The sequence below is a fragment of the Bradyrhizobium tunisiense genome (genome assembly GCF_042263385.1).
Taxonomy (GTDB): domain Bacteria; phylum Pseudomonadota; class Alphaproteobacteria; order Rhizobiales; family Xanthobacteraceae; genus Bradyrhizobium; species Bradyrhizobium tunisiense.
Map to the genome: position 1 here is coordinate 59,995 of NZ_JBHLEV010000004.1, position 24,310 is coordinate 84,304.

A 24,310-nucleotide genomic window follows, 5' to 3' on the forward strand; every position below is an offset into this window, starting at 1 on the left:
TTCAGGTCGGCCCAAAGTTCGAGATCAGGCTCAAGGGTACATCCGCGTCTTGGACCACTTCTGGTCGGCGGCGTCACGGCGAAATTCGATGCGGTCATGCAGACGGAATGGGCGGTCGTGCCAGAACTCGATCCGCGACGGCGTGATGCGCCAGCCGCTCCACCCGGGCGGCCGCGGCACCTCGCCGATGACGTATCTGGCCGCGACTTTCGCGATGGCTTGCTCGAAGGCGAAGCGGCTCTCCAGCTCCTGCGACTGCTTGCTCGCCCAGGCGCCGATCTGCGCCTGCTTGGGCCGGGTGGCGAAATAGGCGTCGGCCTCGGCGTCGGTCACCGGCGTCACGTTGCCGCGGATGCGGACCTGACGGCGCAGTGACTTCCAGTGAAAAAGTAACGCGGCCTTAGGATTTGCGGCGAGTTCGCGGCCCTTCTGGCTCGCGATGTGGCTGTAGAAGACAAAACCCTCGGTATCGAAGCCCTTCATCAGCACCATGCGCACGTCAGGCAGCCCGTCGGGGTCGACGGTTGCGAGCGCCATCGCGTTCGGATCGTTCGGCTCGCTCTTGATCGCCTCGTTCAGCCAGGCCTGGAAAAGCGCAAACGGCTCGTCGGCGGCGGTGAAATCACCGGATGTTAAGGGTGTCTGGTGTTTCATCGAGGTCGTGTCGGTCATGTCTGGAGTCCGAGTTGCGTCCCGCGGCCCAAAACGCGTTGTTGTCCGCTACCGCCCTATATAGGGCATGGGGACGCGTTGGCCTATCGGCGATCCGGCCGTCCGGCTTTGTCATGGCGATCATCCTCATCGGACTCGGGACCGGGGGATGCAGTTTCTCCCGCAACGACCAGAGTGCCTACGCCAAGGCCGACGACAACGATCTCACCGGCTCGATCGCGCAACCGGCGAAGGACGCCCCGCCGACCGAGACCGATCTCGCCTTCGCCCGCAACGCCGCAACCGACGTCCTCAGCAAGGGCGACAAGGATTCCAGCCAGCATTGGGAGAATCCGCAGACCGGGGCGCGCGGCTCGGTGACGCCGATCGCGCAGTCCTATGCCGCCGAGGACGGCCGCAGATGCCGCGATTTCCTGGCGAGCTACGTCAACGGCAATACCGAAAGCTGGCTCCAGGGCGCCGGCTGTCAAAGTGGCCGTGGCCGTTGGGAGATTCATACGCTAAAGCCGTGGCGGAGCTGATCAGACCCGAAGGGCCGCGTTCGCCAGGAGCGGGAACCGGCTGGCCGATAAGATCATGCCCCAAACGTAGAAATTCGGCCCGGCAAGCCTAGTTGCAAAAATGCCACTCTCTCCCCACATGGATCGCAGGTGGGGCGGGGAGCCCTTTGAACAATTCGATTTCTTGAAGGAGACGTGACGATGCGCGACCCCTATGAGGTCTTGGGGGTGCCGCGGAGCGCGAGCGCTGCCGCGATCAAGAGCGCCTATCGCAAGCTTGCCAAGAAGCACCATCCCGACAGCAACAAGGATGACCCGAAAGCCGCCGAGCGGTTCTCCGAGATCAACTCGGCGAACGAGATCATCGGCGACGAGGACAAGCGCAAGCAGTTCGACCGCGGCGAGATCGACGCCGAGGGCAAGCCGCGCTTCCAGGGTTTTCCGGGCGGCGGCGGGCCGCGCGGGCGCGCGGGTCCCGGCGGATTCGAAAGCTATACATTCCGGGGCGGCGGGCCGGGTGCTGGCCCGGGCGGCGGCGCGTTCGAGGATATCCTCAACAGCATGTTCGGCGGCGGGATGCGGGGTGCGCGGCCTGGGGCTGGCAGTGCCGGGCAGTTCGAATTCGACACCGGCGGGATCGGGCTCGATCTCGACGTGAATGTTGCCATGTCCGTCTCGCTGGAAGAGTCGGTCAAGGGTGGTGAGAAGCGCGTCCGGCTGCCGACGGGCAAGGAGCTCAACGTCAAGATTCCGGCCGGCGTCGCCGAGGGCCAGCAGATCCGGCTCCGGGGGCAAGGCGAGTCTGCGCAGGGCCATCCGCCCGGCGACCTCCTGATCACCATCAGCATCGCGCCGCACCCCTTCTTCAAGGTGGAAGGCGCCGACTTGCGCATCGACCTGCCGGTTACGCTCTACGAGGCCGTGCTCGGGGCCAAGGTCCGCGTGCCGACCCTCGGCAATGCCGTGGAGCTTTCGGTCCCGAAAAACACGTCCAGCGGCCGGACCTTCCGCCTCAAGGGCAAGGGGCTGCCGAAAGCCGGCGGAACCGGGGATCTCTTCGTCACCATCAGGATTATGCTACCGGACGGGAACGATGCCGAACTTGAGGCATTGATGGAAAAGTGGCGGGACCAACACCCCTACAATCCACGGAGCGGACTCGGCTAGGGCGCTATCCGGGCCGGCTCGACGATCGGAGCATTATCTTCCCGAAAGGATGATGCTCAACATACGCCTGAAGCGCGGCTCGCGCTTCGACGCTGACGTGACGTATCGGCTGTCCGGCGGGGCAGCCGATAAAAAGGTGCGGCCTCGAGAGGGGGACCAGCGCGGTACCAAAAACCCCAATCGAGGCCGCCCGCGTCGATCGGCGGATCGAACGCTGCTCATTTTCGCGTGATCATCCGGTGCGATAATGAGACGCGCAGATGTCTTCATTCCAAATTTTCAATGACGGAATCGAGGCACCGCCTGTTTGCGTTGCTCAGGTGCCGCTTTTCTCGGCCTGATCGTAGACGGCCTGCGCCACCCTGGTCAGCCGGTCGCGATCGCCGCCGCCGCTGACGACGTAGCCGACGCCGCGCTCGGCCCAGAACAACGCGCCATCCTTGTCCGCCCTGGCGTAGCGCATTTGCGTCGCACCATTCTCGGTCTTGGCGGTGTAGATCGTGTAGCGCTCGCCAGAGACGCCCTCATACATCAGGAACGAGGCCGGGCCGTTCGGCCCCGGCAGGAGCCGGCCGCCGACGAGTTTCAGCCCGCTGGCCTCCAGGTTCGGCGCGAACACGGTCCAGCCGCAGCGCCGGGTCAGCCAGGCCTGGAGGTGGTCGCGCTCGTTGCCGCCGACCTCGACGGGGTGGCGGACCTCGACGACATAGAGGCGGTGGGCGTCGAGCGCGTCCGCGGTAAAGTTCTGGAAGGTCGAGGGCGCGCTGGCGGCGCCATGCGCGATCCAGCCGGCCGTGCCGCCGGCGACGAAAGCAACCAGCACGGCGGCGGCGGCGCCATAGAGCCATTGCCGCGGGCGGCGTTCGAGCCGCTCAAGCTCCAGCCGCGCCGGCACCGGCTCCTGGGCGATGGCGTCGTAGCGGGCGTGCAGCATCTCGGCCATGGCACGCCAGGAGTTCACCCGCTCGGCCTCGTCAGGATGGGCGGCAAGCCAGGCCTCGACGTCAGAGCGGCGCTCGGCCGGCAGCTCGCCGTCGACATAGGCGTGCAGTTCGTCCTCGGTGATCGGAATGCTGCGGTCGTTCATATCGCTCGTCTCTGGCTCTGCCGCCCAAAATGTTCTTCCTGGCTCAACGTCGCTCGCTCCATCGGCAGGCGGGCGGACGATACGCGATGCATCAACCCCGCCATCATTTCACCCGCCTGAGCGTCGGGCGCTCGCCTTCCAGCGAGGCCTTGACGTGGGCGCGCGCGCGGGCCAGGCGCGACATCACGGTGCCGATCGGCACGCCCTGAATGTCGGCGACCTCGCGGTAGCTCATGCCCTCCAGCATCACCAGGAGCAGCACCGAACGTTGCTCCTCGACGAGCGTCGCCAGTGCCCTCTCGATATCGCGCCCTTCGGCTTCGGTGCCGCTGGCATCCGGGTTGTTCTCCGTCAGCTGCATGAACTGCGGCCGCCTTGCCAGCGAGCGCCGCCGGTTCTTGTTGAGGTTGGTCAGGATCGTGTAGAGCCAGCTCCTGACGTCGCCTCCGAGAAACAATCGCTCCGAACGCAGCGCCCGCACCAGCGTGTCCTGCACCAGATCATCGGCCGCGTCCGCCTCGCGCGTGAGCGCGCGGGCGTAACGGCGCAACGCCGGGATCATGGCTTCCACACTCTGGCGAAACGCGCTCATTGCGGTCTTGACGTCCTGGTATCAGGCGCAAGCGCCCATAGCGATCATAACACCCGAACGGAACGGCTATTCCGGCGCTCGAAACAGCGTTAACGCGGCGTATTAGGGCTGTACCGCAGGGGAGGGCTGGTGTACCTCCAGACCTCAGCACGAGTTCGACGGGACGTTCAAAAATGGCGCAGAATTCAGGTCTGATGCAAGGAAAGCGCGGGGTGATCCTCGGTCTTGCCAACAACCGCTCGATCGCCTGGGGCATCGCCAAGGCATGCCACGCCGCCGGCGCCGAGCTCGCCTTCACCTATCAGGGAGATGCGCTGAAGAAGCGCGTCGAACCGCTCGCCGCCGAGATCGGCGGTCTCGTGCTCGGCCATTGCGACGTCACCGATGCCGCGACCATCGATGCCGCCTTCGCGGTGCTGCAGGAGAAGTGGGGCAAGATCGACTTCCTGGTGCATGCGATCGCCTATGGCGAGCAGCTCGATGGCCGCTACGTCGACACCACGCCGGAGAATTTCTCCAAGTCGATGCTGATCTCCTGCTATTCGTTCACGGCAGTGGCGCAGCGCGCCGAGAAGCTGATGACGGACGGCGGCTCGCTGATCACGCTCAGCTATTACGGCGCCGAGAAATGGATGCCGCACTATAACGTCATGGGTGTTGCCAAGGCGGCGCTGGAGGCCAGCGTGCGCTATCTCGCCGCAGATCTCGGCGAGAAGAACATCCGCGTCAACGCGATCTCGGCAGGTCCGATCAAGACGCTCGCCGCATCCGGCATCGGTGACTTCCGCTATATCCTGAAGTGGAATGAGACCAATGCGCCGTTGCGGCGCAACGTCTCGACCGAAGACGTCGGCGGCAGCGCGCTTTATTTCCTCTCCGACCTCTCGCGCGGGGTCACCGGCGAGGTCCATCACGTCGATTCCGGATATCACGTGCTCGGCATGAAGCGCCCTGACGCGCCGGATATCTCCTTCGGCGGCAAGGACTGACTTTCAGCCGCAATGTCCGTGCCCACGATCTACTTCCTTCGCCATGGCGAGACCGAGTGGAATGCGCTCGGGCGGCTTCAGGGCACCCAGGACATCCCGCTGAACGCACGCGGCCGCGGCCAGGCCGTGCAGGCGGCTGACGTTCTGGCCGATCTGCTCAGGCGCGACGGCAAGGACAGAGCGGCGCTGCCCTACGTGTCGAGCCCGCTCGGGCGTGCGCGCCAGACCATGGAGCTCGCGCGCGCCAAGCTCGAACTGCCGCCTGCCGACTATTCGCTCGACGACCGCCTGCGCGAGATCGGTTACGGCACCTGGGAGGGGCTGACGCTGGCTGAAAGCGAGGCCTCCGATCCCGACGTCTATGCAAGGCGCCTCGCCGACAAATGGACGGTCGCGCCTGCCGGCGGGGAGACCTATGCGGCGGTGCAGCTGCGCATGCTCGATTGGTACGAGTCGCTTCTGGTCGACACCGTCGCGGTCGCCCATGGCGGCACATGCCGGGCCCTGATGGTGGCTTTGGGCATCGAGACCCCCGCCGGCGCCGCCGAACTCTATATTGAGCAGGGCGCCGTCTACGTGTTCCGCGACGGGCGGCTGGAGAAGTTCAGTTAGGTTTGACCCCCAGCGCCTCGCGCGTTACCACACGCTGGAACCGAGCCCTGCGAGCAGCGATGTCCTTCAATACTTTCGGCCACATGTTCCGCGTCACCACCTTCGGCGAGAGCCATGGGGTGGCAATCGGCTGCGTGGTCGACGGCTGCCCGCCCATGATCCCGCTCACCGAGGCCGATATCCAGGGCGATCTCGACCGCCGCCGGCCGGGCCAATCGCGCTTCACCACCCAGCGCCAGGAGCCGGACCAGGTCAAAATCCTCTCCGGCGTGATGGCGCATCCGGAGACCGGCGTGCAGGTGACGACGGGCACCCCGATCGGGCTCCTGATCGAGAACACCGACCAGCGCTCCAAGGACTATTCCGAGATCAAGGACAAGTTTCGTCCCGGTCATGCCGACTTCACCTATGAGGCCAAATACGGCCTGCGCGATTATCGCGGCGGCGGTCGCTCCTCGGCGCGCGAGACCGCGACGCGCGTTGCCGCCGGCGCGATCGCGCGAAAAGTGCTTCCTGACGTAAAGGTGCGCGGCGCGCTGGTGCAGATGGGGCCGCACAAGATCGACCGCGCCAAATGGGATTGGGACGAGATTGCGAAGAACCCGTTCTTCTGCCCCGACAAGGACAAGGCCGCGTTCTTCGAGACCTATCTCGACGGCATCCGCAAGAGCGGCTCCTCGATCGGCGCGGTGATCGAGATCGTCGCCGAAGGCGTGCCGGCCGGCCTTGGCGCGCCGATCTACGCCAAGCTGGATTCTGACCTCGCGGGTGCGATGATGACGATCAACGCTGTGAAAGGCGTCGAGATCGGCGCCGGCTTCGGCGCGGCCGAGCTCACGGGTGAAGAAAACGCCGACGAGATGCGCACCGGCAATGACGGCACGCGCTTCCTCTCCAACCATGCCGGCGGCGTGCTCGGCGGCATCTCCACGGGCCAGCCGGTGGTGGTGCGTTTTGCCGTGAAGCCGACCTCGTCGATCCTGCAGCCGCGTCTGACCGTCGATCGCCAGGGCGCCGACACCGAGATCTTCACGAAAGGCCGCCACGACCCCTGCGTCGGCATTCGCGCCGTTCCGGTCGGCGAGGCCATGATGGCCTGCGTGCTGGCCGATCATTTCCTGCGTGATCGCGGGCAGGTGGGGCGCTGACGTCTTCACCGCTCCCGTAGAAAGAGGTGAACTTCCCGGCGCGACACTAGCCCACCGCGCAGCTTGACGGGCTCACAACTTCGTCCGCAAATGCGGACATGAACAGCTCCGAGCTTCAGCGCGTCTCCAACTGGCTGATCGACGGCGCCTGGTCGTCGGTTGAGCCGGCCGAGATGATCGCCGATTTCTGTGAGCGTCTGGTCGCGGCCGGTCTACCGGTGTTCCGGTTCGGCATTTTTATCCGCACGCTCCATCCCGAAATATTCGGCCGCAACTTCATCTGGCGGCAGGGCGAAGAGGTCGAAATCGGCGCCGTCGAGTTCGATGTCCTGGACTCGCCGGAGTTCGCCCAGAGCCCGCTTCGGATCGTCTTCGAGCAGGGGATTGAGGTCAGGGGGCGCGTCGACGATCCGCGCAGCCAGCGGTTCCCGATCGTCAACGACATGCGCGCCGAAGGCGTGACCGACTATGTCGCCGTGCCGCTGCCGTTCCTCGACGGCTCCACCCACGCGACGAGTTGGATGACGCGGCAGCCCGGCGGCTTCAGCGACGACGACATCGCAGCGATCCGGGCCATCATAGCGCCGCTCGCGCGCGTCAGCGAGATCGTCAGCCTGCGCCGCACGGCGGAGATGCTGCTCGACACCTATGTCGGCAATCGCGCCGGCGCCCGCATCCTCGGCGGCCAGATCCGCCGCGGCCACAACGACACCATGCAGGCTGCGATCTGGCTCTCGGATCTGCGCGGCTTCACCGCGCTGTCGGACCGCTTGCCGGCCGAGACAGTAGCCGCCATCCTCAACCATTATTTCGACTGCCAGGTCACTGCGATCCGGGGCCATGGCGGCGAGGTGCTGAAATTCATGGGCGACGGCCTGCTCGCGGTGTTTCCGATCGACGAATATGTCGGCGACGCCGCCCATGTCTGCACGGGTGTGCTGGAGGCGGCGCGTGAATCCCGCGCCAACGTCGAGGCGCTCGCCTTTCCGGTCGGCGACGTCGTCGAGCGCTTCCGCTTCGGCGTCGCGCTGCACGTCGGCAACATCCTCTACGGCAATATCGGCGGCGGCAACCGGCTGGACTTCACCTGCATCGGACCGGCCGTCAACCTCGCCGCAAGGCTCGAGAAGATCACGGGACGCCTGGGACGGACCGTCGTGGCGTCGGAGGGTTTTGCTAATGTCTGCCGCCACGATTGGCACGAGCTCGGAGAATTTCCGATCGCGGGGTTCTCCAAGGCGCAGCGGGTGTATGGGCTGGTGGAGGAGACGCACGCGGCAGGCGGCTGAGCCTTACTCCTCCGGCTCGGTCGTGAACAGCAGCGGATAGCCCTTGGCGCGGCCCGCGTCGGTGGCGCGCGTCGCCTTGGTCTCGGCGACGTCCTTGGTGAACACGGCAACGACGCAGGCGCCCAGCTTGTGTGCGGTGATCATCACCTTGTAAGCCTGATCCTCGGTCATGCGGAACTCGGCCTTGAGGATCGTGGTGACGAATTCGCGCGGCGTGTAGTCGTCATTGATCAGGATGACCTTGTGCAGCTTCGGCCGCTCGATCTTGGTCTTTGTCCGCGTCTTCGGTTTGGTGACGGTGTCGTTCATCGTGTCCCAGATATCCGGCCCTGATGAGCTCCAGCGGTCGCATCATATTGCAGGCGCTCCGGCTTCTCCAAGATGGCTGGCGTCTGCTATCATGCCGTTGCAGATGGGCAGGGATGCACTGATCGCGCACGCGCCGCATCAGGTTCTGGCTTGATCACGATCTTTCGGGAAAACCGCTGCACGCGCTGACGCGGCCCTTCGGGTCCAGATCATGCTCTACGGCAGGGCGCGAACAACTTGCATCGCGGCGATCAGCGCGCCCACGGACAGTACCACCGATGCAATCATATAGGCGGCCGAGGCAAGGGTCTGACCGCGCTCGATCAGATACCAGGCGTCCAGCGAGAAGGTCGAGAATGTCGTGTATCCGCCGCAGATTCCGACCGTCAAGAATATCCGGGCGGCCTGCGGCAGGTTCCATCTCGTCGCGAACAGCGCGGCGAAGATGCCGATCAGGAATGATCCCGTCACGTTGATGATCAGGGTGCCCCAGGGAAAGTCAGTGCCGAACGCGCGGCCCGAACCGATGGCAATCAGATAGCGCAGGACCGCGCCCAGCGCCCCGCCGGCAGCGACTGCCAGAATGTATTGGATGTTCAACGTCCCGTTCCCTGGTTTGCGACCTGCATCATGCGTTCCTTGCAGCCAGCCCCTTGCCGATCGCGAATAGCCCGATGAGCGAGATCAGCGCGAAGCCGAGCCCGGCGAGGAACGTGCCTTGGGGACCGTAGACGTCCCACAGCGCGCCGGCGATCACGCTCGCCGCGAGCAGGGCAAGGCCCGTGAACAGGTTGAAATAGCCGAACGCCGTGCCGCGCAGGCTCGGCGGCGCGGCGTCGGCGACCATGGCCGAGAGCAGGCCTTGCGTCAGTCCCATATGCAGCCCCCACAGCACGACGCCGAGCGCGAGGCCCGCAAGGCTCGGGAGCATGGCCAGCGCGAGGTCGGCGGCGGCGAGGAAGACCAGGCCGAGCGCGAGCAGGCCGGTCCGGTTGATCCGGTCCGACAGCACGCCGGCCGGATAGGCCGACAGCGCATAGGCGATGTTCATCAGCACCAGCACCGCCGGCACCCACATCACGCTGAGCCCGATGTTCTGTGCGCGCAGGATCAGGAAGGCCTCGCTGAAGCGCGCCAGCGTGAAGACGATTCCGACTGCGACGACGCGCCAGTACACCGCTCCGAGCTGCCGCATCGCGGCAAGATTGAGCGGGTTCTTCGCCGGCTCGCGGCTCGGGTCCGGGTCAGGCTCGCTCACGGCGAAGGCGATCAGCCCGAACGACAAGAACGCCGGCAGCACCGCCACCCAGAACACCAGGGTGAAATTGTCCGCCGTCCACCACATCAGGCCGATCGCCACGAGCGGCCCGAGGAAGGCGCCGATGGTGTCGAGCGATTGCCGCAGCCCGAAGCTGGCGCCGCGCAGGCCGACCGGGGCGATATCGGCGATCAAGGCGTCGCGCGGCGCACCACGGATGCCCTTTCCGACGCGGTCGATGAAGCGCGCCGCCACCAGCCATCCGACGCTTGGCGCGAGGGGAAACAGCGGTTTGGTGAAGGCAGCCAGCCCGTAGCCGAGCGCAGCGAGCAGCTTGCGGCGGCCGAGCCAGTCCGACAGCGCGCCGGAGAAGATCTTGGTGATCGAGGCGGTCGCCTCGGCGATGCCCTCGATGAATCCGACGGTGAGCGTGGAGGCGCCGAGCACGGTAACGAGATAGATCGGCAGCAGCGCATGAATCATCTCGGAGGAGATGTCCATCAGCATCGAGACGAAACCGAGCACCCAGATTCCCCTGGGCAGTGAGGTCCGCGCAGCATTCGGTGTCGTCGTGGTCACGCCTTCTCCTGACCGTTCCTTTCAAGGCAAGAAAAAGCCCGCCGTCGGCGGGCCTGTCCATGCTCCCGCCAAAGGCAGAGGGCTCAACGATTGCCTCACCTCGAGCAGGAGTCATCAGCCCACTACGGTCACGGACCGCCGGGCGGTTGTCGGGAGACTCCATTCCCATCTGTGCGGTCAGCCTAGCATGGAAATTGTGCCGGACAAGTGGGCGGGAAGCGCTGTCCCTCGCTTCGTATCAGGGCCCGCGCTTCGCGGGTAGCTTGAGTGGCCGGCCGTGTTCCGGCGGCGCGAGCACGGCAACATGGCGGCAGCTTTGCGCAAATCGCGAAATCTCTAACTCGAATGTGAAGTGCAAGCGATCTTCGCGCTTTGCGGCAAGGCGTTTGCATGTCACCATCGCGTCATACGACGGGAGACTGCTGCGATGCGCTTGCTGTTCTCGATCGGGGCTGTGCTTGTGGCCGGCATGCTTGCCGGAGGGGATGTCGCGGGCATCGCGGCACCAGGACCAAAGTTTGAGCCGCCCAAGACTCAGCCGCAGCGGCTGGCCGCCGACAAGGACGCGGTCGACGTCGAATTGATCCTCGCGGTCGACGTCTCCTACTCGATGGACATGGACGAGCTCGCGATCCAGCGCGAGGGCTACGCCCAGGCGATCCAGTCGAAGGAGTTCCTCCAGGCTCTGAAGCTCGGTCCGAACGGCCGGATCGCGGTGACCTATTTCGAGTGGGCGGCCTCGAGCGACCAGAAGATCATCATCCCCTGGCGGCTGGTCGACGGACCCGAGACGGCGGATGCGGTCGCCGCCGAGATCATGAAGACGCCGATCCGGCGCGCATCGCGCACTTCGATCTCCGGCGCAATCAATTTCGCGATGCCGCTGTTCGACGAGGATCCCTATCGCGGCTTGCGCCGCGTGATCGACATTTCCGGCGACGGGCCCAACAACAATGGCGGGCCGGTCACGGTGGCGCGCGACGCCGCGCTCGAGAAAGGCATCGTCATCAACGGTCTGCCGATCATGGTCAAGGAGCCGTCCTATTCGACCATGGATATCGACAATCTCGATTTCTACTACGAGGACTGCGTCATCGGCGGTCCCGGCTCCTTCGTCATCACGATCAAGGAACGCGACAAGTTCAAGGAAGCGATCCGCACCAAGCTGCTGATGGAGGTCGCCGGCCGCACGCCGGAGCGTCCCGTGATGCGGGTTGCGGACAAGGAGCCGCGCGTCAATTGCATGATTGGCGAGAAGATCTGGTCGGATCGCTGGGGCCGCTGAGAGCGTGCCGCCGGTTGGGACCTTTCGCCCCATCTCGCCCAGTGGTTGAACTTAACCCCTCGTTAACCGGCACGTGACCCTAATCCGGGTGTTTCAGTTCGTTTTCGATCGGACGCGAACGAAAGCGGGTTTGTCAGGCCCGTCCACCGAGCAGACCAATGGCCACCATCTCAGCGACCACCAGCCAGATATCGCCCGCCAACGAGCGGGTCTTCCGCCAGAGCAGGCTGCTCGGCGAATGGAAGGGCAATTGGGTCGGCAACAACCAGCCGGTCAGCTTCAATGTCATCAACATCCGCGGTGCCCGGGCGCAGGTCGAGTATACGCACAACGGGCGTACCGAGCGTGGTTTTGCAGAGGTCCAAGGCTCGCTGATCACCTTCGGTGGAGTGACTGTCGGCACCAAGGATGGCAAGAACATGGTGCTGCTGTACTCCGTTGGCGGTGCCGGCAAGCAGACCGCCAATCTCGAGAAGCAGGACCCGCCACCGTCCGACAGCCGTCTCATGGGAAGCTGGGGCGGCTATTCTCCCGACAACGGCAAGAGCGCGAGCTTCAAGGTGCTTTCCGTCAACGGCAAGGAAGCCCAGGTCAGCGTCACCACCGACGGCGTCACCCGCCAGGGCACGGGCACCGTCTACAAGAACGTCATCATGTTCGGCCAGGCGCAGATCGCGACCGATGACGGACAGAACGGCAGGGTCATCTATCAGGTCGGCACGAAGTCGTTCATGGTGCCGGTGACGAAATATCCACCGGCCGATTCCTCCTCTACGCTCGACAAGACCGCCTGAACGCAGCGCCGGCGCAGCCTGCCGTCCTCACCATTTCGGCGGCCGCTTCTCCACGAACGCCCGCAGGCCCTCCTGTGCCTCATCCGACGTCGCGACGTTGCAGAAATCGTCCACGGCGCTTGCAATGCTGCGTCGATAGTCGAGATCGATCTGGCGCATGAAGGCGGCGCGGCCCATCCGCAGCACTGCGGCCGATTTGGCGGAGAATTGCGCCGCGAGCTTCAGCACTTCCGTCTCGAGCTCGGCATCGCCGACGACGCGGTTGATGACGCCAAGCTCGCGTGCTTCCATGGCGCTGAAGACCCGGCCGGTGAACAGCAGCTCGAAGGCGCGATGGCGTCCGACGATGCGCGGCAGATGCGCGTAATGGATCGCCGGGATGACGCCGACGTCGATCTCGGGATAGCCGAACGTCGCGCTCTCGGCAGCCAGCACGACGTCGCAGGACACTGCCATCGTCATGCCGCCGCCCCGCGCCGCGCCACCGACCGCGGCGATCGACGGTTTTCCCAGCCCGTACTGGGCATCGTAGAGGTCGATATAGAGCGCCTGGAGGAATTCGCGGATCTCGGCGCCGGATCTGCCGAGCAGGATGTCGAGATCGAGGCCCGCCGAGAAGCGTTTTGCAATTGCACTCGCCAGCACGACAACGCGCGCGCCGTCATCGTCTGCCGCGCGGCGGAACGCTGCGACAACGCCGCGGATCATCTCAAGGCTCAGCGCATTGACGGGCGGCCGGCGCAGCGTGATGCGGGCGACGTCGCCGAGACGTTCGTAAGAGACCGGATCGTCAGATGTCACCGCGTTCTCCATGCTTTTCATTGGGACAGCACCTTCAACTCGCGGTCGATGTGGCGCAAGAGGTCACAAGCGGGTGCAAGGGCGCCATCGCCGATCAGCCGCCAGACGTCGTCGGTCCGTTCCGCCAGATGCGGGATCGTCAGCGGCAACAGGGCCGCTTCGTGCAGCGCGCCCTTCTCGTTGATGAGATAGCGTTCGTTGAGCGCGAACAGCACCTGAGCGATGCAGGCGAGCGATCTGTAGAGAGATCCCGCGACGTGGGTCCGGTCGCCGCGCGCAATGGCGAGCTCGGCGTTCTCGATGCCGAATGAGATTTCCCACTGGAAGCGCCGGATCAGGGCGTCGCGCAGCGCGCGAGGATAGGGCAGGGCGATCGATTTCAGCCGCGCGATCAGGCCCTCGGGATCGTGCAGGGGCTGGCAATAGGCGGCCTCGCCCATCCAGATCGCCGAGCAGAAGCCGTGCGGATGCCCGGGCTGATAATCCATGGTGACGAGGCCGGCATGGCAGGACTTCATCACGGCTTCGACCGCATCGGCATTGCGATAGAGCAGATCGACCTTGCGGTCTTCCACCGACAGCCAGGCACCGCCGACAATCCACGGCCCCCATTCGCCAACCGGCGTCACGGTCGTGGCGGCGGGATCGTCAGCGATCTCCTTCGCAGCCGCCAGCAGCCGCTCGGTGTCGAGCGGGCTCGCGGCGGCAAAGTAGAGCCCGATATCAAAATCGGAGGAGGGATGTGCGCTGCCTCGCGCGCGCGAGCCGCCGAGCACGATCGCCGCGACGCCGGGGACGTCGCGAAAAGCGGATATCAGGCGCGAGAGCAACGGATCGGGGGGCATGAGGTTCAGTTGGCGGGACGGCTCATGGCCGCGACATTGGCGCGGCCGCGACGCTGGCATTGGCGATATCAAGGCAGTATAATCTGCAAAAGTCTTGACGGTAGCTTCAATGTCCAGCCTTGCCCCTTCATCCGTTGTCGTAGCCTTGCTCGCTGTGCTTTGCCCGATCGCGGCCCCAGTTCAGGCCCAGGTCGCGCCGCTGAGATATTGGGTGCCCGGCGGGCCTTTCGGTCTCAGCGGCGGCGCCAACCAGAGTTCCGATACATATGGCAATTTCACCAGCCTCAATGCTGGCGATGCGGATTGGCGTAGCGGCGCGGCGAGCGGCTTCTTCGTCGGCAGCCAGCGCGGCAATCTCAACTGGAGCGGCCTCAGTCAGACCGGACTCAGTCAGGCCGGATTTGCCGGAAATTTCAGCGCGCTCTCCTATGACAGTACGCAGTTCGGCTACAGCACCAAAACCGCCGGCGGTTTGCCCGTGACGTTCTTCGCCGGCTTCGACACGTTGAAATATGGCAATGGCATCGGCAGTTCGGTTGCGCCGCTGACGTCGGGTGCGGCACCCGGCTACAGCGCATTTGCGGGCGTCGAATTCAAGCCGACCTCCAATCTCAGCCTGTCGTTCGGCGCCGGCTTCGTCCAGCAGGACTCGGGCCGCATGGACAGCGATATCCGATCGAACATGCTGCCCGGCGAGTCGCCGGCGCTGAGCGGGCTGCGGCGTTAGGATCGCATCACCAGTTCCGGCGGACGCCGCGGCGATTTCGGCAGGTCCGGACCGGCTCCGAAGCGCATCATGACATCGGGACGCCGTTCGCCGAGTCCGAGTGAGGTGGCGAATTGCGACCTCAACGCCGCCACCTCGATCGGCTGGTTGACGAAGGAATATTTGAGTCCCAGCGCGGTCGCCTGCAAACCGAAGCGCTGGCAAGCGCGTCCGACCGCGATCCAGTGCGATTTGTCGCTGCGATCTGCAGCGAGCACGACAACGCCCGCCGAGCTGGCGAGCTGTTCGCGGTACTTCTTGTTTTCCCCGCTCTCGGTGAAGAAGAGCTTCAACAGCGGCCGCGCCAGCCATGACGGCAGGGACGGGTTTTCCGAGGCGGGCGCGAACAACCCGTCCATGGTCGCGAGCGCTTCCGCCTCGTTGAAGCGAATCCAGCTCACGAGTTCGCGCATGAAGGCCTTGTCGCGCATCTGCGCCGAATTGCCTTCGAGCACGTAGTCGGTGACCCCGGCGATCGCGGCGCGTTCGGTCATCAGGATGGTTGTGACGTCAGGTTCGCGACAGGCATCCTCGAGCCGGCGCAAGGTCTCGGGCGCGACAGGTCTGCCGTCGAATGTCGCGCGGGTACATTGCCTGACCGGAATCGCGGCCGCCAACGCCGATGGGGCGGGCGGGGCTTGCTCGAGCGCGATCACGATCCGGTCACCGTCGATGACCGGATCGCCGCGCCAGCCCAGCGTGGACGCCGCGAGGATCAGGTTTTCGGCGGCGCAGCCGAGACTGACGAAGAGGTGGTGATCGTCCGGATCGACGGCCGGACAGCGGCGGGTGAAATCCGGCGCAATCGCGATTTCGTTGCCGCGAGCGGAGAATGTCCACGGCTGGGTATTGTGACTGTTGGCGGCGAGCGTGGCAAAGCGCACGAGCTCGCGATCCCGTGGCGCTGCTTGCAGTGGGGTCCGTGATGTGTCCACCGCCTCGTCGTAGGTCATCGGTGCTCCCGCGGCAGGGGAGCCGCTGATCGCGGTGGCGGACAACCCGAGCGCGGTTGCGATGAACTGTCGTCGGTCAAACACAGGCTTCCGTTCCGTGTCTCAGATCGCGCTCCAAGACGCGGACCGTTCATAACGCCGATCGCGCTGCGACGATTGACCGGAATCAAGGTCGATGACGATGAGCTACCGCGTAAACCGCGCCACCAGCTCCACATGCGGCGTGTGGCGAAACTGGTCGACCGGCACCACCGCCTCCAGCCGATAGCCGCCATCGATCAGCAGTCGCGCGTCGCGGGCGAACGTGGCGACGTTGCAGGATACCGCGATCACCGCCGGCACCTTGCTCGCGGCGAGCTTCAGCGCCTGCGCCTGCGCGCCCTGGCGCGGCGGATCGAACACCACGGCGTCGAAGTCGCGCAGCTCCGGCGGCACCAAGGGGCGGCGAAACAGGTCGCGTGGCTCGGCTTTGATCGGCTTCAGGCCCGGCGTGCGCGCGGCTTTTGCCAGCGCCGCGATGGCGCCGGCGTCGTTGTCATAGGCGGTGATGCGGGCCTTCTCGGCGAGCCGCAGCGCGAACGGACCGACACCGCAGAAAAGGTCCAGAACCTCCTTGGCCTTGCCGATGCGTTCGGCGACGAGCGTGGCCAGCGTCTCCTCGCCCGCGACGGTTGCCTGCAGGAACGAGCCCGGCGGCAGCGTCACCTCGGCGCGGCCCATCTTCACCGTCGGCGGCACGCGCTGCAGCACCAGCTCACCATGCCGCGTCAGCCGCGCCAGGCGGTGCTGTTCGGCGACGCGCGAGAGCGCCGTGACGAGCGCCGTCGGCAAAGGACCGGAGCCGCGCACGTCGACGTCGAGGCCGTTGGCGGTGGCTGTGACCTGGATGTCGAGCGGCTTCGTCACCGGCATCTTAGACGTCAGCTGTTCGGCGAGTGCCCATGCGGCCTCGAGCGCGCCCTCGAGTCCGGGATCGAGAATGGGACAGCGATGAATCGGAATGACGTCGTGCGAGCTCGTCGCGGAGAAACCGACCTTGAGGACGTCATGCGTGCCGAAGCGGCCGTGCAGCGTGATGCGCCGCCGGCCGGCGCCATGGGCATCGACGAGTGGCGCCACCGCGCAATCGATGCCGGCCTGCGCCAACGTTTCGACCACGATACCGCGCTTCCAGGCTTGATAGGGTTCTGCCGCCCAGTGCTGGATGGCGCAGCCGCCGCAGACGCCGAAATGCGGACAGAACGGTTCGATGCGCTGGGGGCTTGCGACATCGACTGCGAGCAGCTTGCGGCGGTCGGGATGGTGGCCCACGACGTGATCGACCTCGACGGTCTCGCCGGCAAGCGTGTAGGGCACATAGACCGCATCGCCCGTCGCGAGGCAGACGCCGTCGCCGCGATGGCCGACGTGATCGATGGTCAGGCGCTCAACCACGGCGCGCGCCCAGAAAGAATTCGATATTGCCGTCACCGCCCGCGATCGAGGAGGGAAACACCTCGATATCAGTGCAGCCCAGCGAAGCGGCAAAGGCGGCGATGTCGTCGCAGATCTCCCGGTGCACGGCGGCGTCGCGGACGATGCCCTTCTTGTTGTGCTTCCTGTCAGCCTCGAATTGCGGCTTGATCAGCGCCAGCAGGCTCATTGGCGCGGCGGCGAGGGACAGCGCCACCGGCAGCACCGTCTTGAGCGAGATGAAGCTGACGTCGATGACGACGACGTCGGGCCGCGCCGGCAGCCGCTTGCCGTCATAGCTGCGGATGTCGGTCTCCTCCATCGACACGATCTTGGGATGATCTCGCAGCGAGGAATGCAGCTGGCTGGTGCCGACATCGATTGCGAACACCAGGCTGGCGCCGTTCGCCAGCAGCACCTCGGTGAAGCCGCCGGTGGAAGCGCCGACGTCGAGGCAGACATGATCCTCGATCTCGATCGGATAGCGCTCCAGCGCGCCGGCCAGCTTGACGCCGCCACGGGAGACGTAAGGATGCGCGGGCTCGGCCTGAATCACGGCATCCTCGGCAATCGTCTCCGACGGTTTGGTGACCGGCTTGTCGTCGGCCGTGACGAGCCCGGCCTCGATCGCCGCGCGTGCCCGCGCACGGCTCTCGAACAGGCCGCGCTCGACCAGCAATACATCTGCGCGCTTACGGGCAGGGGGCATCACGCTCTCATGGGAAGATCAATCCGCTTATGTAGCGATCAATCGCGCGGCCGCCATCCGGACGCAAGCCTCGAACGCGGCGAGATCGTGCCAGACATCGATCGGCATCGTGGCGGGCGTCACCAGTGGGCAACCGTGCAGCTCCAGCGCATGGATCATCATGAGGTTGTCGACGAGGCCGAAATCCTCGACCGTCAGCCCCTGTGCGTCGACCAGCCGGCCGTCCTCCGGCGTCACTGCCATGAAGCGACCGACGCGGTCCGCATAGGCGGCGCCGTCGTTGGAATAGGCGAGGCAGAACTTGCGCCGGCCGGCCATGTAGCCGAGCTCGTAGACGGTGCCGGGATCTGCACCGGCGCCCCGGAACGGGGTGAGGTTCGCGATGATGGCGTCGGCCTCCTCCATCATGGCCTCGTTGCCGCAAAAGATCTGGCGCGAGGCATCGGGCGCGGTGGGATCGATGGCGTTGTCGAGGGGATAGAGGCCGGTCAGGCCATGAGCCGCGCAGATATCGCGCTTGCGCCGGCCGATCTCGATGGCATCCGGCAGGAACACGTCGGGACCTGCCAGGTAAATTTTCATGGCTGAGTGCTTCGGAGAAATTCAGGCGAGCTGCGAACCGCGGCGAAAACTGCGCTCCCTCCCCCCGCCTGCGGGGGAGGGTTGGGGAGAGGGGTTCCGGCAAGCGAGACCCCCAAGAGGTGAAAGCCTCACCCGGATCGCTTACGCGATCCGACCTCTCCCGCACGCGGGAGAGGTAAAGAAAGCAGCCTCAGGCGAGCTTGACGGTCTCGGCCTTGACGTCCTTGCCGAGCGCTTCGAACACCTTGGCGACGATGCCCTTGGCGTCGAGACCGGCGCGGCCGTACATCGCCGCCGGCGTGTCGTGGTCCTGGAACACGTCGGGCAGCACCATCGAGCGGAACTTGACCATGCCGGTGTCGAGCGCGCCCTGATCGGTCAGGTACTGTGCGACGTGCGAGCCGAAGCCGCCGACCGAGCCTTCCTCGATCGTGATCAGGATCTCATGGTCGCGGGCAAGCTTGAGCACCAGCTCGGTGTCCAGCGGCTTCATGAAGCGCGCGTCCGCAATCGTGGTCGACAGGCCATGGGCTGCGAGTTCGTCGGCCGCCTTCTCGCATTCGGCGAGGCGCGTGCCGAAGGAGAGCAGGGCGATCTTGCTGCCCTGGCGGATCATGCGGCCCTTGCCGATCTCGAGCGGAATGCCGACCTCCGGCATCTCGATGCCGCGACCTTCGCCGCGCGGATAGCGCAGCGAGCTCGGACGGTCGTTGATCGCGACCTGGGTCGCCACCATGTGCACGAGCTCGGCCTCATCGGCCGCCGCCATGATCACCATGTTCGGCAGGCAGCCGAGATAGGCGTTGTCGAACGAGCCGGCATGCGTCGCACCGTCGGCGCCGACGAGGCCGGCGCGGTCGATGGCGAAGCGGACGGGCAGGTTCTGGATCGCGACGTCATGCACGATCTGGTCGTAGCCGCGCTGCAGGAAGGTCGAGTAGATCGCGCAGAACGGCTTGTAGCCTTCGCTCGCAAGACCCGCGGCAAAGGTCACCGCGTGCTGCTCGGCGATGCCGACGTCGAAGGTGCGGTCGGGGAAGGCCTTGTTGAAGATGTCGACGCCGGTGCCGGACGGCATCGCCGCGGTGATGGCGACGATCTTGTCGTCCTTCTCGGCTTCCTTGACGAGGCTCTGGCCGAACACGTTCTGGTAGGCCGGCGCATTGGGCTTGGACTTGGCTTGCGTGCCGGTCGCGACGTCGAACTTGACGACGGCATGGTACTTGTCGGCGGACGCTTCCGCCGGGCCGTAGCCCTTGCCCTTCTGCGTCACGACGTGGACCAGGATCGGGCCGGTCTCCATGTCGCGGACGTTCTTCAGCACGGGCAGGAGATGGTCGAGATTGTGGCCGTCGATCGGGCCGACATAGTAGAAGCCGAGCTCCTCGAACAGCGTGCCGCCGTCCATCATGAAGCCGCGGGAATATTCCTCGACGCGGTTGGCGCGGTTGGCGATGATCTTGGGCAGGCGCTTGTTGATCTGCTTGGCCGCATCACGCAGCGTGCGATAGGTCTTGCCGGAGTAGAGGCGCGACAGATAGGCGCTCATGGCGCCGACCGGCGGCGCGATCGACATGTCGTTGTCGTTGAGGATGACGATCAGGCGCGAGTTCATCGCTCCCGCGTTGTTCATGGCCTCATAGGCCATGCCGGCCGACATCGCGCCGTCACCGATGACGGCGATAACGTTGTTCTTGCCGCCGGAGAGGTCGCGCGCCACCGCCATGCCGAGGCCGGCTGAGATCGAGGTGGAGGAATGCGCCGCGCCGAACGGATCGTAGTCGCTCTCGCTCCGCTTGGTGAAGCCGGACAGGCCGCCGCCGGTGCGCAGGGTGCGGATGCGGTCGCGCCGGCCGGTAAGGATCTTGTGCGGATAGGCCTGATGGCCGACGTCCCAGATCAGCCGGTCGCGCGGCGTGTCGAAGACGTAATGAATCGCGGTGGTAAGCTCGACCACGCCGAGACCTGCGCCGAAGTGACCGCCGGTGACCGAGACGGCATCGATGGTCTCCTGCCGCAGCTCGTCGGCAACCTGGCGAACCTGCTCGATCTTGAGCTTGCGCAGGTCGTCCGGCGTCCGGATGGTGTCGAGAAGCGGCGTTTTACTGTATGCGTTCACGGCGATTTCCAATTTGTCAGCGCCGGAAGGTCGTTCCGGTGCGCGATGGGTTTGCTCAATATCGGCGCAGCGCGAGTCCTCAAACCGTCGGAGCCACCTGCATGGGGCAAGGCCCCGTCTTCAAGCTTAGGTAAGCTTAAGTGCTCTCCGGTTCAGTCTCTGTGATCCCTGTCACGTAGATCGGCTTCGTCCGTCCCAGCCAATTTCATCAGCAATTTGAAGCGCTTGTCGTCGACAATCGGTGCCCACGCAAGGCTTGCAAAAAGCCACACTCTGCGCAGCTTTACACCAAAGCTTGGGCCAAAGCCAACCCGTAGGACCGATTAGGGGTATGCAGATGCAACCGTCGGGCCAGAGTAGTTAACTGTGGTCCGGGGCAAGGGGTTCCTGCTCGGCGCGGTTCCCTGGCGGGCTTTTTGCCGGGAAACCACGTCTTTTCGGTCTCGCGCACGGCCGGCCCCGTGCACTTGCCCGTGGAACCGCAGGTGCCTCCTGGGACGGCGTCCTGCGATCGCGAAAACCCGGCCCGCTATGCTTCCGCAGCCGGAGGGCCAAGCGCGGTCAGAACCGGGCAGGGAGCCGTGCGGGAAGCCGTGGCTTACTGGACGTCGAGCGGGGCAGTGCCGGTGGCTTGGCCGCTGGCATCGGTGGTGATCTTGTCGACGCGCGCTTCGGCCTGGCGGAGCAATTCCTCGCAGCGGCGCTTCAGCGCCTCGCCGCGCTCGTAGATCGTCACGGATTCTTCGAGCGGCACCTTGCCGTCTTCGAGGCGCTTCACGATCGTCTCGAGTTCCTCGATCGCACGCTCGAAGGTGAGCCTGGAGACGTCGACTTGAATATTTTCGGCCATATCCGTTTCCGATTGCCCGATTCGCTCACCTGGCAGTGAAGGCGGGTTTTGCGGGCTTAATGTGGCGGGCGTCGTCAGGCGCCCATCAAGGCGCCGACATGCGCCGTAACAGATTCTTTCAGTCCTTGCAGGTCATAGCCGCCCTCGAGCACCGAAACAACGCGGCCCCCCGCGGTCTTGTCGGCGAGATCCATCAGCTTGCGCGTCACCCAGGCATAGTCCTCCGCGCGCAAGTTCAGCGAAGCCAGGGGGTCGCGGTAGTGCGCGTCGAAGCCCGCGGAAATGACGACGAGCTCGGGGCTGAATCTCTCGAGTTGCGGCAGGATCAGATTCTCGAACGCGGAGCGGAATTCCGGCCCGCCGTCCTCGGAGGCGAGCGGCGCGTTGACGATGGTGTCGTGGTCGCCGCGCTCGCTCTTGGCGCCGGTGCCCGGAAACAGCGGCATCTGGTGCGTCGAGCAGTACATCACGGTCGGGTCCGACCAGAAGATGTCCTGCGTGCCGTTGCCGTGATGCACGTCGAAATCGACGATGGCCGCGCGCTTGATGCCGTATTTGCGCTGGGCATGGCGCGCGGCGATCGCGACATTGTCGAAGAAGCAGAAGCCCATCGGCTTGCCGATCTCGGCGTGATGGCCGGGCGGGCGCACCGCGACGAAGGCGTTGCGATGCTCGCCAGTCATAACCGCTTCGGTCGCTGCGACCGCGCCGCCGACGCCGCGCATCACCGCTTCCCACGTGCCCGGCGACATCGACGTGTCGCCGTCGATATAGACCTGTCCGCTGGTCGGCGCGATGTGACGCAGCTCGGTGACGTAATCCTCGTTGTGGCACAGCGTGACGAGATCGAGATCGCCCTCCGGCGCCTGGTCGCGCACCAGAAACTGGAAGCGCTCCTTTGACAGGGCTTCTTCCACCGCGCGAAGACGATCCGGCCTCTCAGGGTGTCCCGGCGGCGTGACATGGTCGAGGCAGGCCTTGTGGGAAAGGAGAAGCGTGCTCATCAGGTCGGCCTCACAGCAAACGGGCTTTTGGCGTCGTTGGCGCATCCGGCGCCAAAACGCAATGCAAAACCCAATCTAGGCGTTTGGACGGCAATGGCAAAGGGTCGCCCGCGTCGGCCCGTTTGATCCGGATCAATTCACGCGCAGGATGCGGGTCGGCGGCAGCGGACCGATCGGGCCGTGCGCCCGGAAGAACGCGAACAGCGCGTCCGCGTCGTAGCCGCCATATTGCGGAGCCGTGCCCTGTTTGGCGACGGTAAAACCGTCGCCGCCGACGGCGAGGTAATCGTTGAGGGTGACGCGGTAGCCGCTTCCGGGTTCGATCGGCCTGCCGTTGAGCGTCATCGTCTCGGGGGTCACGCGCTCGCCGAATGGCTTCGCCGCATCCCAGGCATAGCTGAATCCGTTTGACACCTGCAGGATCCGCGGTCGCTTCGGATCGAGCCATTGCTGTTCCAGCATGTCCTTCAACTGCTTGCCCGTCATCGTCATCGTGACCAGTCGATTGCGGAACGGCTGGCTGGCGAAGACATCGCCGAAGGTGATTGCGCCGTTCTCCTTCGGAACGATGTCGGTACGGATGCCGCCGGGATTGGTGAGTGCGATGACGGCGGCGCCGTCCTTGGCGTCGCGGGTTGCGAACAATTGCGCATCCGCGATGACGTCGCCGAGCGCACTTTCGCCGGCATCGTTCGGAATGCGCGACAGCGTCTGCGTGACCGATCCGGCCGGCCGGTTGGCGATTGGCGCCGACAGCCTGTCGTAGGCCTCGATCAACGCGGTCTGGTCGGGGTCCTTTGCAAGCGAGGCCGTGGCGACGATGACGTTCTCGGCGCTGGCGCCGACGATGTCGCGGCTTGCCGGGTCGAGCTTGAGATCGATCGCGGTGACCAGCGTGCCGTATTTGTCGCCGCTGGTGACGAGCCGTCCGTCGATGTCGCAGACATAGGCGCGATGGGTATGACCGCTGACGACGACGTCGACGGCACGGTCGAATTTTTTGACGATGTCGACGATCGGGCCCGTGATCTCGGGACATTCATTGTAGTCGCCGGCGGGCTCGCCGCCCTGGTGGATCAGCACCACGATCGACTCGACCCCGCGCGCCTTCAGCTGCGGCACCAGTGCGTTCACCGTCTCGGCCTCGTCGCGGAATTCGAGGCCGGCAATGCCCGCCGGAGAGACGATGCCGGCGGTCTCCTTCAACGTCAGCCCGATGAAGCCGACGGGTATGCCGTCGAACTCCCTGATCTCGAAGGGCGGCAGCACGCTCTTGCCCGTCGTGGTCTCCACAGTGGATGCGGCGAGATAGTGGAATTTGGCGCCCGTGAACGGATGCGGTCCCTGACAGCCGTCGACCGGATGGCAGCCGCCGTTCTGCATCCTGAGCAGCTCGGTCTTGCCCTCGTCGAATTCGTGATTGCCGACCGAGCTGATCGCAAGCCCCATCATCGAGAGCGACTCGATCGAAGGCTCGTCGTGAAACATCGCCGACAAGAACGGACTCGCGCCGATCAGGTCGCCGGCGGCGACGAAGATCGTGTTCTTGTGTCCTTCGCGCAGCTGCTTGACCAGCGTTGCCATGTATTCGGCACCGCCGGCCGCGACCATCACCTTCCTGGCTTTATCCTCGGGATCTCCGATGCGGATGCCACCCGGCGGCGGGCGCAGATTGCCGTGGAAATCGTTGATCGCGAGGATGCGCAGCTCGACCGGCGCGACGGTCTGCGCCGGGGCGGGGAGGGCGGTGATGACTGTGAGCGCGAGCGCGGAGATGATGGCGGAGTATCGCATGGGACAAGATTAGTCGTTCCGCGCGAAGATTTCACGAAGCATTCCGCAGGGCCGGAACATGGAGGCGGCCGCCGCGGCGCGCCGCAACAATTGGCTACAATGTTTCATTTGAAAAACCGGTGGTTGTGGTGCACGATCTCACGCGCTTCCATTT

The 24,310-nt window shown here is 65.3% G+C and carries 25 protein-coding genes and 1 riboswitch; of the genes, 9 read left to right on the forward strand and 16 right to left on the reverse strand.

Annotation, left to right across the window (positions count from 1 at the left end):
• Positions 1–30: 30 nt before the first annotated feature.
• Positions 31–672 (reverse strand): pyridoxamine 5'-phosphate oxidase, encoded by a 642-nt coding sequence (pdxH, locus tag ACFDR6_RS19095; protein ID WP_212080881.1) that lies wholly within the window; start codon positions 670–672, stop codon positions 31–33.
• A 113-nt stretch (positions 673–785) separates the two neighbouring features.
• Here pdxH and ACFDR6_RS19100 point away from each other — a divergent pair, with 113 nt between their 5' ends.
• Both ACFDR6_RS19100 and ACFDR6_RS19105 read left to right on the forward strand, forming a co-directional pair.
• Positions 786–1,193 (forward strand): RT0821/Lpp0805 family surface protein, encoded by a 408-nt coding sequence (locus ACFDR6_RS19100; RefSeq protein WP_212080882.1) that lies wholly within the window; start codon positions 786–788, stop codon positions 1,191–1,193.
• Positions 1,194–1,373: 180 nt separating this feature from the next.
• Positions 1,374–2,339 carry a DnaJ C-terminal domain-containing protein gene (locus tag ACFDR6_RS19105; RefSeq protein ID WP_375859160.1) on the forward strand — a complete coding sequence of 322 codons (966 nt, stop codon included), beginning with the start codon at positions 1,374–1,376 and terminating at the stop codon, positions 2,337–2,339.
• Between the two features lie 316 nt (positions 2,340–2,655).
• On the opposite strand, the gene ACFDR6_RS19110 is transcribed toward ACFDR6_RS19105, so the two are convergent.
• The gene (locus ACFDR6_RS19110; protein WP_375859161.1) at positions 2,656–3,426 is read right to left on the reverse strand and encodes an anti-sigma factor family protein; all 771 of its coding nucleotides are present in this window, start codon (positions 3,424–3,426) and stop codon (positions 2,656–2,658) included.
• A gap of 103 nt (positions 3,427–3,529) precedes the next feature.
• Positions 3,530–4,018 carry a sigma-70 family RNA polymerase sigma factor gene (locus ACFDR6_RS19115; protein WP_212080885.1) on the reverse strand — a complete coding sequence of 163 codons (489 nt, stop codon included), beginning with the start codon at positions 4,016–4,018 and terminating at the stop codon, positions 3,530–3,532.
• 173 nt (positions 4,019–4,191) lie between these two features.
• Here ACFDR6_RS19115 and fabI point away from each other — a divergent pair, with 173 nt between their 5' ends.
• The 4 genes from fabI to ACFDR6_RS19135 all read left to right on the forward strand — a co-directional run bounded on the left by fabI (position 4,192) and on the right by ACFDR6_RS19135 (position 8,056).
• Positions 4,192–5,007 carry an enoyl-ACP reductase FabI gene (gene fabI / locus ACFDR6_RS19120; RefSeq protein ID WP_212080886.1) on the forward strand — a complete coding sequence of 272 codons (816 nt, stop codon included), beginning with the start codon at positions 4,192–4,194 and terminating at the stop codon, positions 5,005–5,007.
• 12 nt (positions 5,008–5,019) lie between these two features.
• The gene (locus tag ACFDR6_RS19125) at positions 5,020–5,619 is read left to right on the forward strand and encodes a histidine phosphatase family protein (RefSeq protein WP_375859162.1); all 600 of its coding nucleotides are present in this window, start codon (positions 5,020–5,022) and stop codon (positions 5,617–5,619) included.
• 59 nt (positions 5,620–5,678) lie between these two features.
• Complete coding sequence (gene aroC, locus ACFDR6_RS19130; protein WP_212080888.1) at positions 5,679–6,767, forward strand: chorismate synthase; 1,089 nt, start codon at positions 5,679–5,681, stop codon at positions 6,765–6,767.
• 98 nt (positions 6,768–6,865) lie between these two features.
• Positions 6,866–8,056, forward strand: a complete 1,191-nt coding sequence (locus tag ACFDR6_RS19135; RefSeq protein ID WP_375859163.1) for an adenylate/guanylate cyclase domain-containing protein — start codon at positions 6,866–6,868, stop codon at positions 8,054–8,056.
• Positions 8,057–8,059: 3 nt separating this feature from the next.
• Here the strand turns inward: ACFDR6_RS19135 and clpS are convergent, their stop codons facing one another.
• The 3 genes from clpS to ACFDR6_RS19150 form a co-directional block, all read right to left on the reverse strand.
• Entirely contained in the window at positions 8,060–8,365 is a 306-nt protein-coding gene (gene clpS, locus ACFDR6_RS19140) for an ATP-dependent Clp protease adapter ClpS (protein WP_375859164.1), read from the reverse strand.
• Between the two features lie 216 nt (positions 8,366–8,581).
• Complete coding sequence (crcB, locus tag ACFDR6_RS19145; protein WP_212080891.1) at positions 8,582–8,965, reverse strand: fluoride efflux transporter CrcB; 384 nt, start codon at positions 8,963–8,965, stop codon at positions 8,582–8,584.
• A 28-nt stretch (positions 8,966–8,993) separates the two neighbouring features.
• The gene (locus ACFDR6_RS19150; RefSeq protein WP_212080892.1) at positions 8,994–10,202 is read right to left on the reverse strand and encodes an MFS transporter; all 1,209 of its coding nucleotides are present in this window, start codon (positions 10,200–10,202) and stop codon (positions 8,994–8,996) included.
• A 98-nt stretch (positions 10,203–10,300) separates the two neighbouring features.
• Positions 10,301–10,378, reverse strand: a riboswitch (Fluoride riboswitch).
• Positions 10,379–10,629: 251 nt separating this feature from the next.
• Here ACFDR6_RS19150 and ACFDR6_RS19155 point away from each other — a divergent pair.
• Both ACFDR6_RS19155 and ACFDR6_RS19160 read left to right on the forward strand, forming a co-directional pair.
• Complete coding sequence (locus ACFDR6_RS19155) at positions 10,630–11,487, forward strand: DUF1194 domain-containing protein (RefSeq protein WP_212080893.1); 858 nt, start codon at positions 10,630–10,632, stop codon at positions 11,485–11,487.
• Between the two features lie 158 nt (positions 11,488–11,645).
• Complete coding sequence (locus ACFDR6_RS19160) at positions 11,646–12,281, forward strand: hypothetical protein (RefSeq protein WP_212080894.1); 636 nt, start codon at positions 11,646–11,648, stop codon at positions 12,279–12,281.
• A 27-nt stretch (positions 12,282–12,308) separates the two neighbouring features.
• Here the strand turns inward: ACFDR6_RS19160 and ACFDR6_RS19165 are convergent, their stop codons facing one another.
• Positions 12,309–13,082 (reverse strand): enoyl-CoA hydratase/isomerase family protein, encoded by a 774-nt coding sequence (locus tag ACFDR6_RS19165; RefSeq protein WP_375859165.1) that lies wholly within the window; start codon positions 13,080–13,082, stop codon positions 12,309–12,311.
• Positions 13,083–13,099: 17 nt separating this feature from the next.
• The gene (locus tag ACFDR6_RS19170) at positions 13,100–13,927 is read right to left on the reverse strand and encodes a nucleotidyltransferase domain-containing protein (RefSeq protein WP_375859166.1); all 828 of its coding nucleotides are present in this window, start codon (positions 13,925–13,927) and stop codon (positions 13,100–13,102) included.
• 109 nt (positions 13,928–14,036) lie between these two features.
• On the opposite strand from ACFDR6_RS19170, the gene ACFDR6_RS19175 reads away from it, so the two are divergent.
• The gene (locus tag ACFDR6_RS19175; protein ID WP_375859167.1) at positions 14,037–14,654 is read left to right on the forward strand and encodes a hypothetical protein; all 618 of its coding nucleotides are present in this window, start codon (positions 14,037–14,039) and stop codon (positions 14,652–14,654) included.
• Here ACFDR6_RS19175 and ACFDR6_RS19180 read toward each other — a convergent pair.
• The 8 genes from ACFDR6_RS19180 to ACFDR6_RS19215 all read right to left on the reverse strand — a co-directional run bounded on the left by ACFDR6_RS19180 (position 14,651) and on the right by ACFDR6_RS19215 (position 24,156).
• Positions 14,651–15,646 (reverse strand): Acg family FMN-binding oxidoreductase, encoded by a 996-nt coding sequence (locus tag ACFDR6_RS19180; RefSeq protein ID WP_375859168.1) that lies wholly within the window; start codon positions 15,644–15,646, stop codon positions 14,651–14,653. The genes ACFDR6_RS19175 and ACFDR6_RS19180 overlap by 4 nt on opposite strands.
• 186 nt (positions 15,647–15,832) lie before the next feature.
• Positions 15,833–17,080, reverse strand: a complete 1,248-nt coding sequence (locus ACFDR6_RS19185; protein ID WP_375859169.1) for a class I SAM-dependent RNA methyltransferase — start codon at positions 17,078–17,080, stop codon at positions 15,833–15,835.
• Positions 17,073–17,807 (reverse strand): TlyA family RNA methyltransferase, encoded by a 735-nt coding sequence (locus ACFDR6_RS19190; RefSeq protein ID WP_375859170.1) that lies wholly within the window; start codon positions 17,805–17,807, stop codon positions 17,073–17,075. The genes ACFDR6_RS19185 and ACFDR6_RS19190 overlap by 8 nt, the downstream gene beginning before the upstream one ends.
• 27 nt (positions 17,808–17,834) lie before the next feature.
• The gene (locus ACFDR6_RS19195; RefSeq protein ID WP_212080900.1) at positions 17,835–18,389 is read right to left on the reverse strand and encodes a nucleoside 2-deoxyribosyltransferase; all 555 of its coding nucleotides are present in this window, start codon (positions 18,387–18,389) and stop codon (positions 17,835–17,837) included.
• A gap of 190 nt (positions 18,390–18,579) precedes the next feature.
• Positions 18,580–20,508: a 1-deoxy-D-xylulose-5-phosphate synthase gene (gene dxs / locus ACFDR6_RS19200; protein ID WP_212080901.1), complete on the reverse strand. Its 1,929-nt coding sequence runs from the start codon at positions 20,506–20,508 to the stop codon at positions 18,580–18,582.
• 598 nt (positions 20,509–21,106) lie between these two features.
• The gene (locus ACFDR6_RS19205) at positions 21,107–21,358 is read right to left on the reverse strand and encodes an exodeoxyribonuclease VII small subunit (RefSeq protein WP_212080902.1); all 252 of its coding nucleotides are present in this window, start codon (positions 21,356–21,358) and stop codon (positions 21,107–21,109) included.
• A gap of 74 nt (positions 21,359–21,432) precedes the next feature.
• A complete protein-coding gene (locus ACFDR6_RS19210) occupies positions 21,433–22,362 on the reverse strand; it encodes a histone deacetylase family protein (RefSeq protein WP_212080903.1) in 930 nt (309 codons plus the stop codon).
• 132 nt (positions 22,363–22,494) lie between these two features.
• Positions 22,495–24,156: a bifunctional metallophosphatase/5'-nucleotidase gene (locus ACFDR6_RS19215; protein WP_375859171.1), complete on the reverse strand. Its 1,662-nt coding sequence runs from the start codon at positions 24,154–24,156 to the stop codon at positions 22,495–22,497.
• Positions 24,157–24,310: the final 154 nt, after the last annotated feature.

What these genes read in the sequence shown, in the direction of transcription:
- ACFDR6_RS19215 (WP_375859171.1), bottom strand. Translation starts at nt 24,156, where the DNA reads ATGCGATACTCCGCCATCATCTCCGCGCTCGCGCTCACAGTCATCACC.
- ACFDR6_RS19115 (WP_212080885.1), bottom strand. Translation starts at nt 4,018, where the DNA reads ATGAGCGCGTTTCGCCAGAGTGTGGAAGCCATGATCCCGGCGTTGCGC.
- ACFDR6_RS19135 (WP_375859163.1), top strand. Translation starts at nt 6,866, where the DNA reads ATGAACAGCTCCGAGCTTCAGCGCGTCTCCAACTGGCTGATCGACGGC.
- ACFDR6_RS19170 (WP_375859166.1), bottom strand. Translation starts at nt 13,927, where the DNA reads ATGCCCCCCGATCCGTTGCTCTCGCGCCTGATATCCGCTTTTCGCGAC.
- ACFDR6_RS19205 (WP_212080902.1), bottom strand. Translation starts at nt 21,358, where the DNA reads ATGGCCGAAAATATTCAAGTCGACGTCTCCAGGCTCACCTTCGAGCGT.
- ACFDR6_RS19160 (WP_212080894.1), top strand. Translation starts at nt 11,646, where the DNA reads ATGGCCACCATCTCAGCGACCACCAGCCAGATATCGCCCGCCAACGAG.
- ACFDR6_RS19100 (WP_212080882.1), top strand. Translation starts at nt 786, where the DNA reads ATGGCGATCATCCTCATCGGACTCGGGACCGGGGGATGCAGTTTCTCC.
- ACFDR6_RS19105 (WP_375859160.1), top strand. Translation starts at nt 1,374, where the DNA reads ATGCGCGACCCCTATGAGGTCTTGGGGGTGCCGCGGAGCGCGAGCGCT.
- ACFDR6_RS19110 (WP_375859161.1), bottom strand. Translation starts at nt 3,426, where the DNA reads ATGAACGACCGCAGCATTCCGATCACCGAGGACGAACTGCACGCCTAT.
- ACFDR6_RS19175 (WP_375859167.1), top strand. Translation starts at nt 14,037, where the DNA reads ATGTCCAGCCTTGCCCCTTCATCCGTTGTCGTAGCCTTGCTCGCTGTG.
- aroC (WP_212080888.1), top strand. Translation starts at nt 5,679, where the DNA reads ATGTCCTTCAATACTTTCGGCCACATGTTCCGCGTCACCACCTTCGGC.
- fabI (WP_212080886.1), top strand. Translation starts at nt 4,192, where the DNA reads ATGGCGCAGAATTCAGGTCTGATGCAAGGAAAGCGCGGGGTGATCCTC.
- ACFDR6_RS19180 (WP_375859168.1), bottom strand. Translation starts at nt 15,646, where the DNA reads ATGACCTACGACGAGGCGGTGGACACATCACGGACCCCACTGCAAGCA.
- ACFDR6_RS19210 (WP_212080903.1), bottom strand. Translation starts at nt 22,362, where the DNA reads ATGAGCACGCTTCTCCTTTCCCACAAGGCCTGCCTCGACCATGTCACG.
- ACFDR6_RS19125 (WP_375859162.1), top strand. Translation starts at nt 5,020, where the DNA reads ATGTCCGTGCCCACGATCTACTTCCTTCGCCATGGCGAGACCGAGTGG.
- ACFDR6_RS19190 (WP_375859170.1), bottom strand. Translation starts at nt 17,807, where the DNA reads ATGCCCCCTGCCCGTAAGCGCGCAGATGTATTGCTGGTCGAGCGCGGC.
- ACFDR6_RS19155 (WP_212080893.1), top strand. Translation starts at nt 10,630, where the DNA reads ATGCGCTTGCTGTTCTCGATCGGGGCTGTGCTTGTGGCCGGCATGCTT.
- ACFDR6_RS19195 (WP_212080900.1), bottom strand. Translation starts at nt 18,389, where the DNA reads ATGAAAATTTACCTGGCAGGTCCCGACGTGTTCCTGCCGGATGCCATC.
- pdxH (WP_212080881.1), bottom strand. Translation starts at nt 672, where the DNA reads ATGACCGACACGACCTCGATGAAACACCAGACACCCTTAACATCCGGT.
- clpS (WP_375859164.1), bottom strand. Translation starts at nt 8,365, where the DNA reads ATGAACGACACCGTCACCAAACCGAAGACGCGGACAAAGACCAAGATC.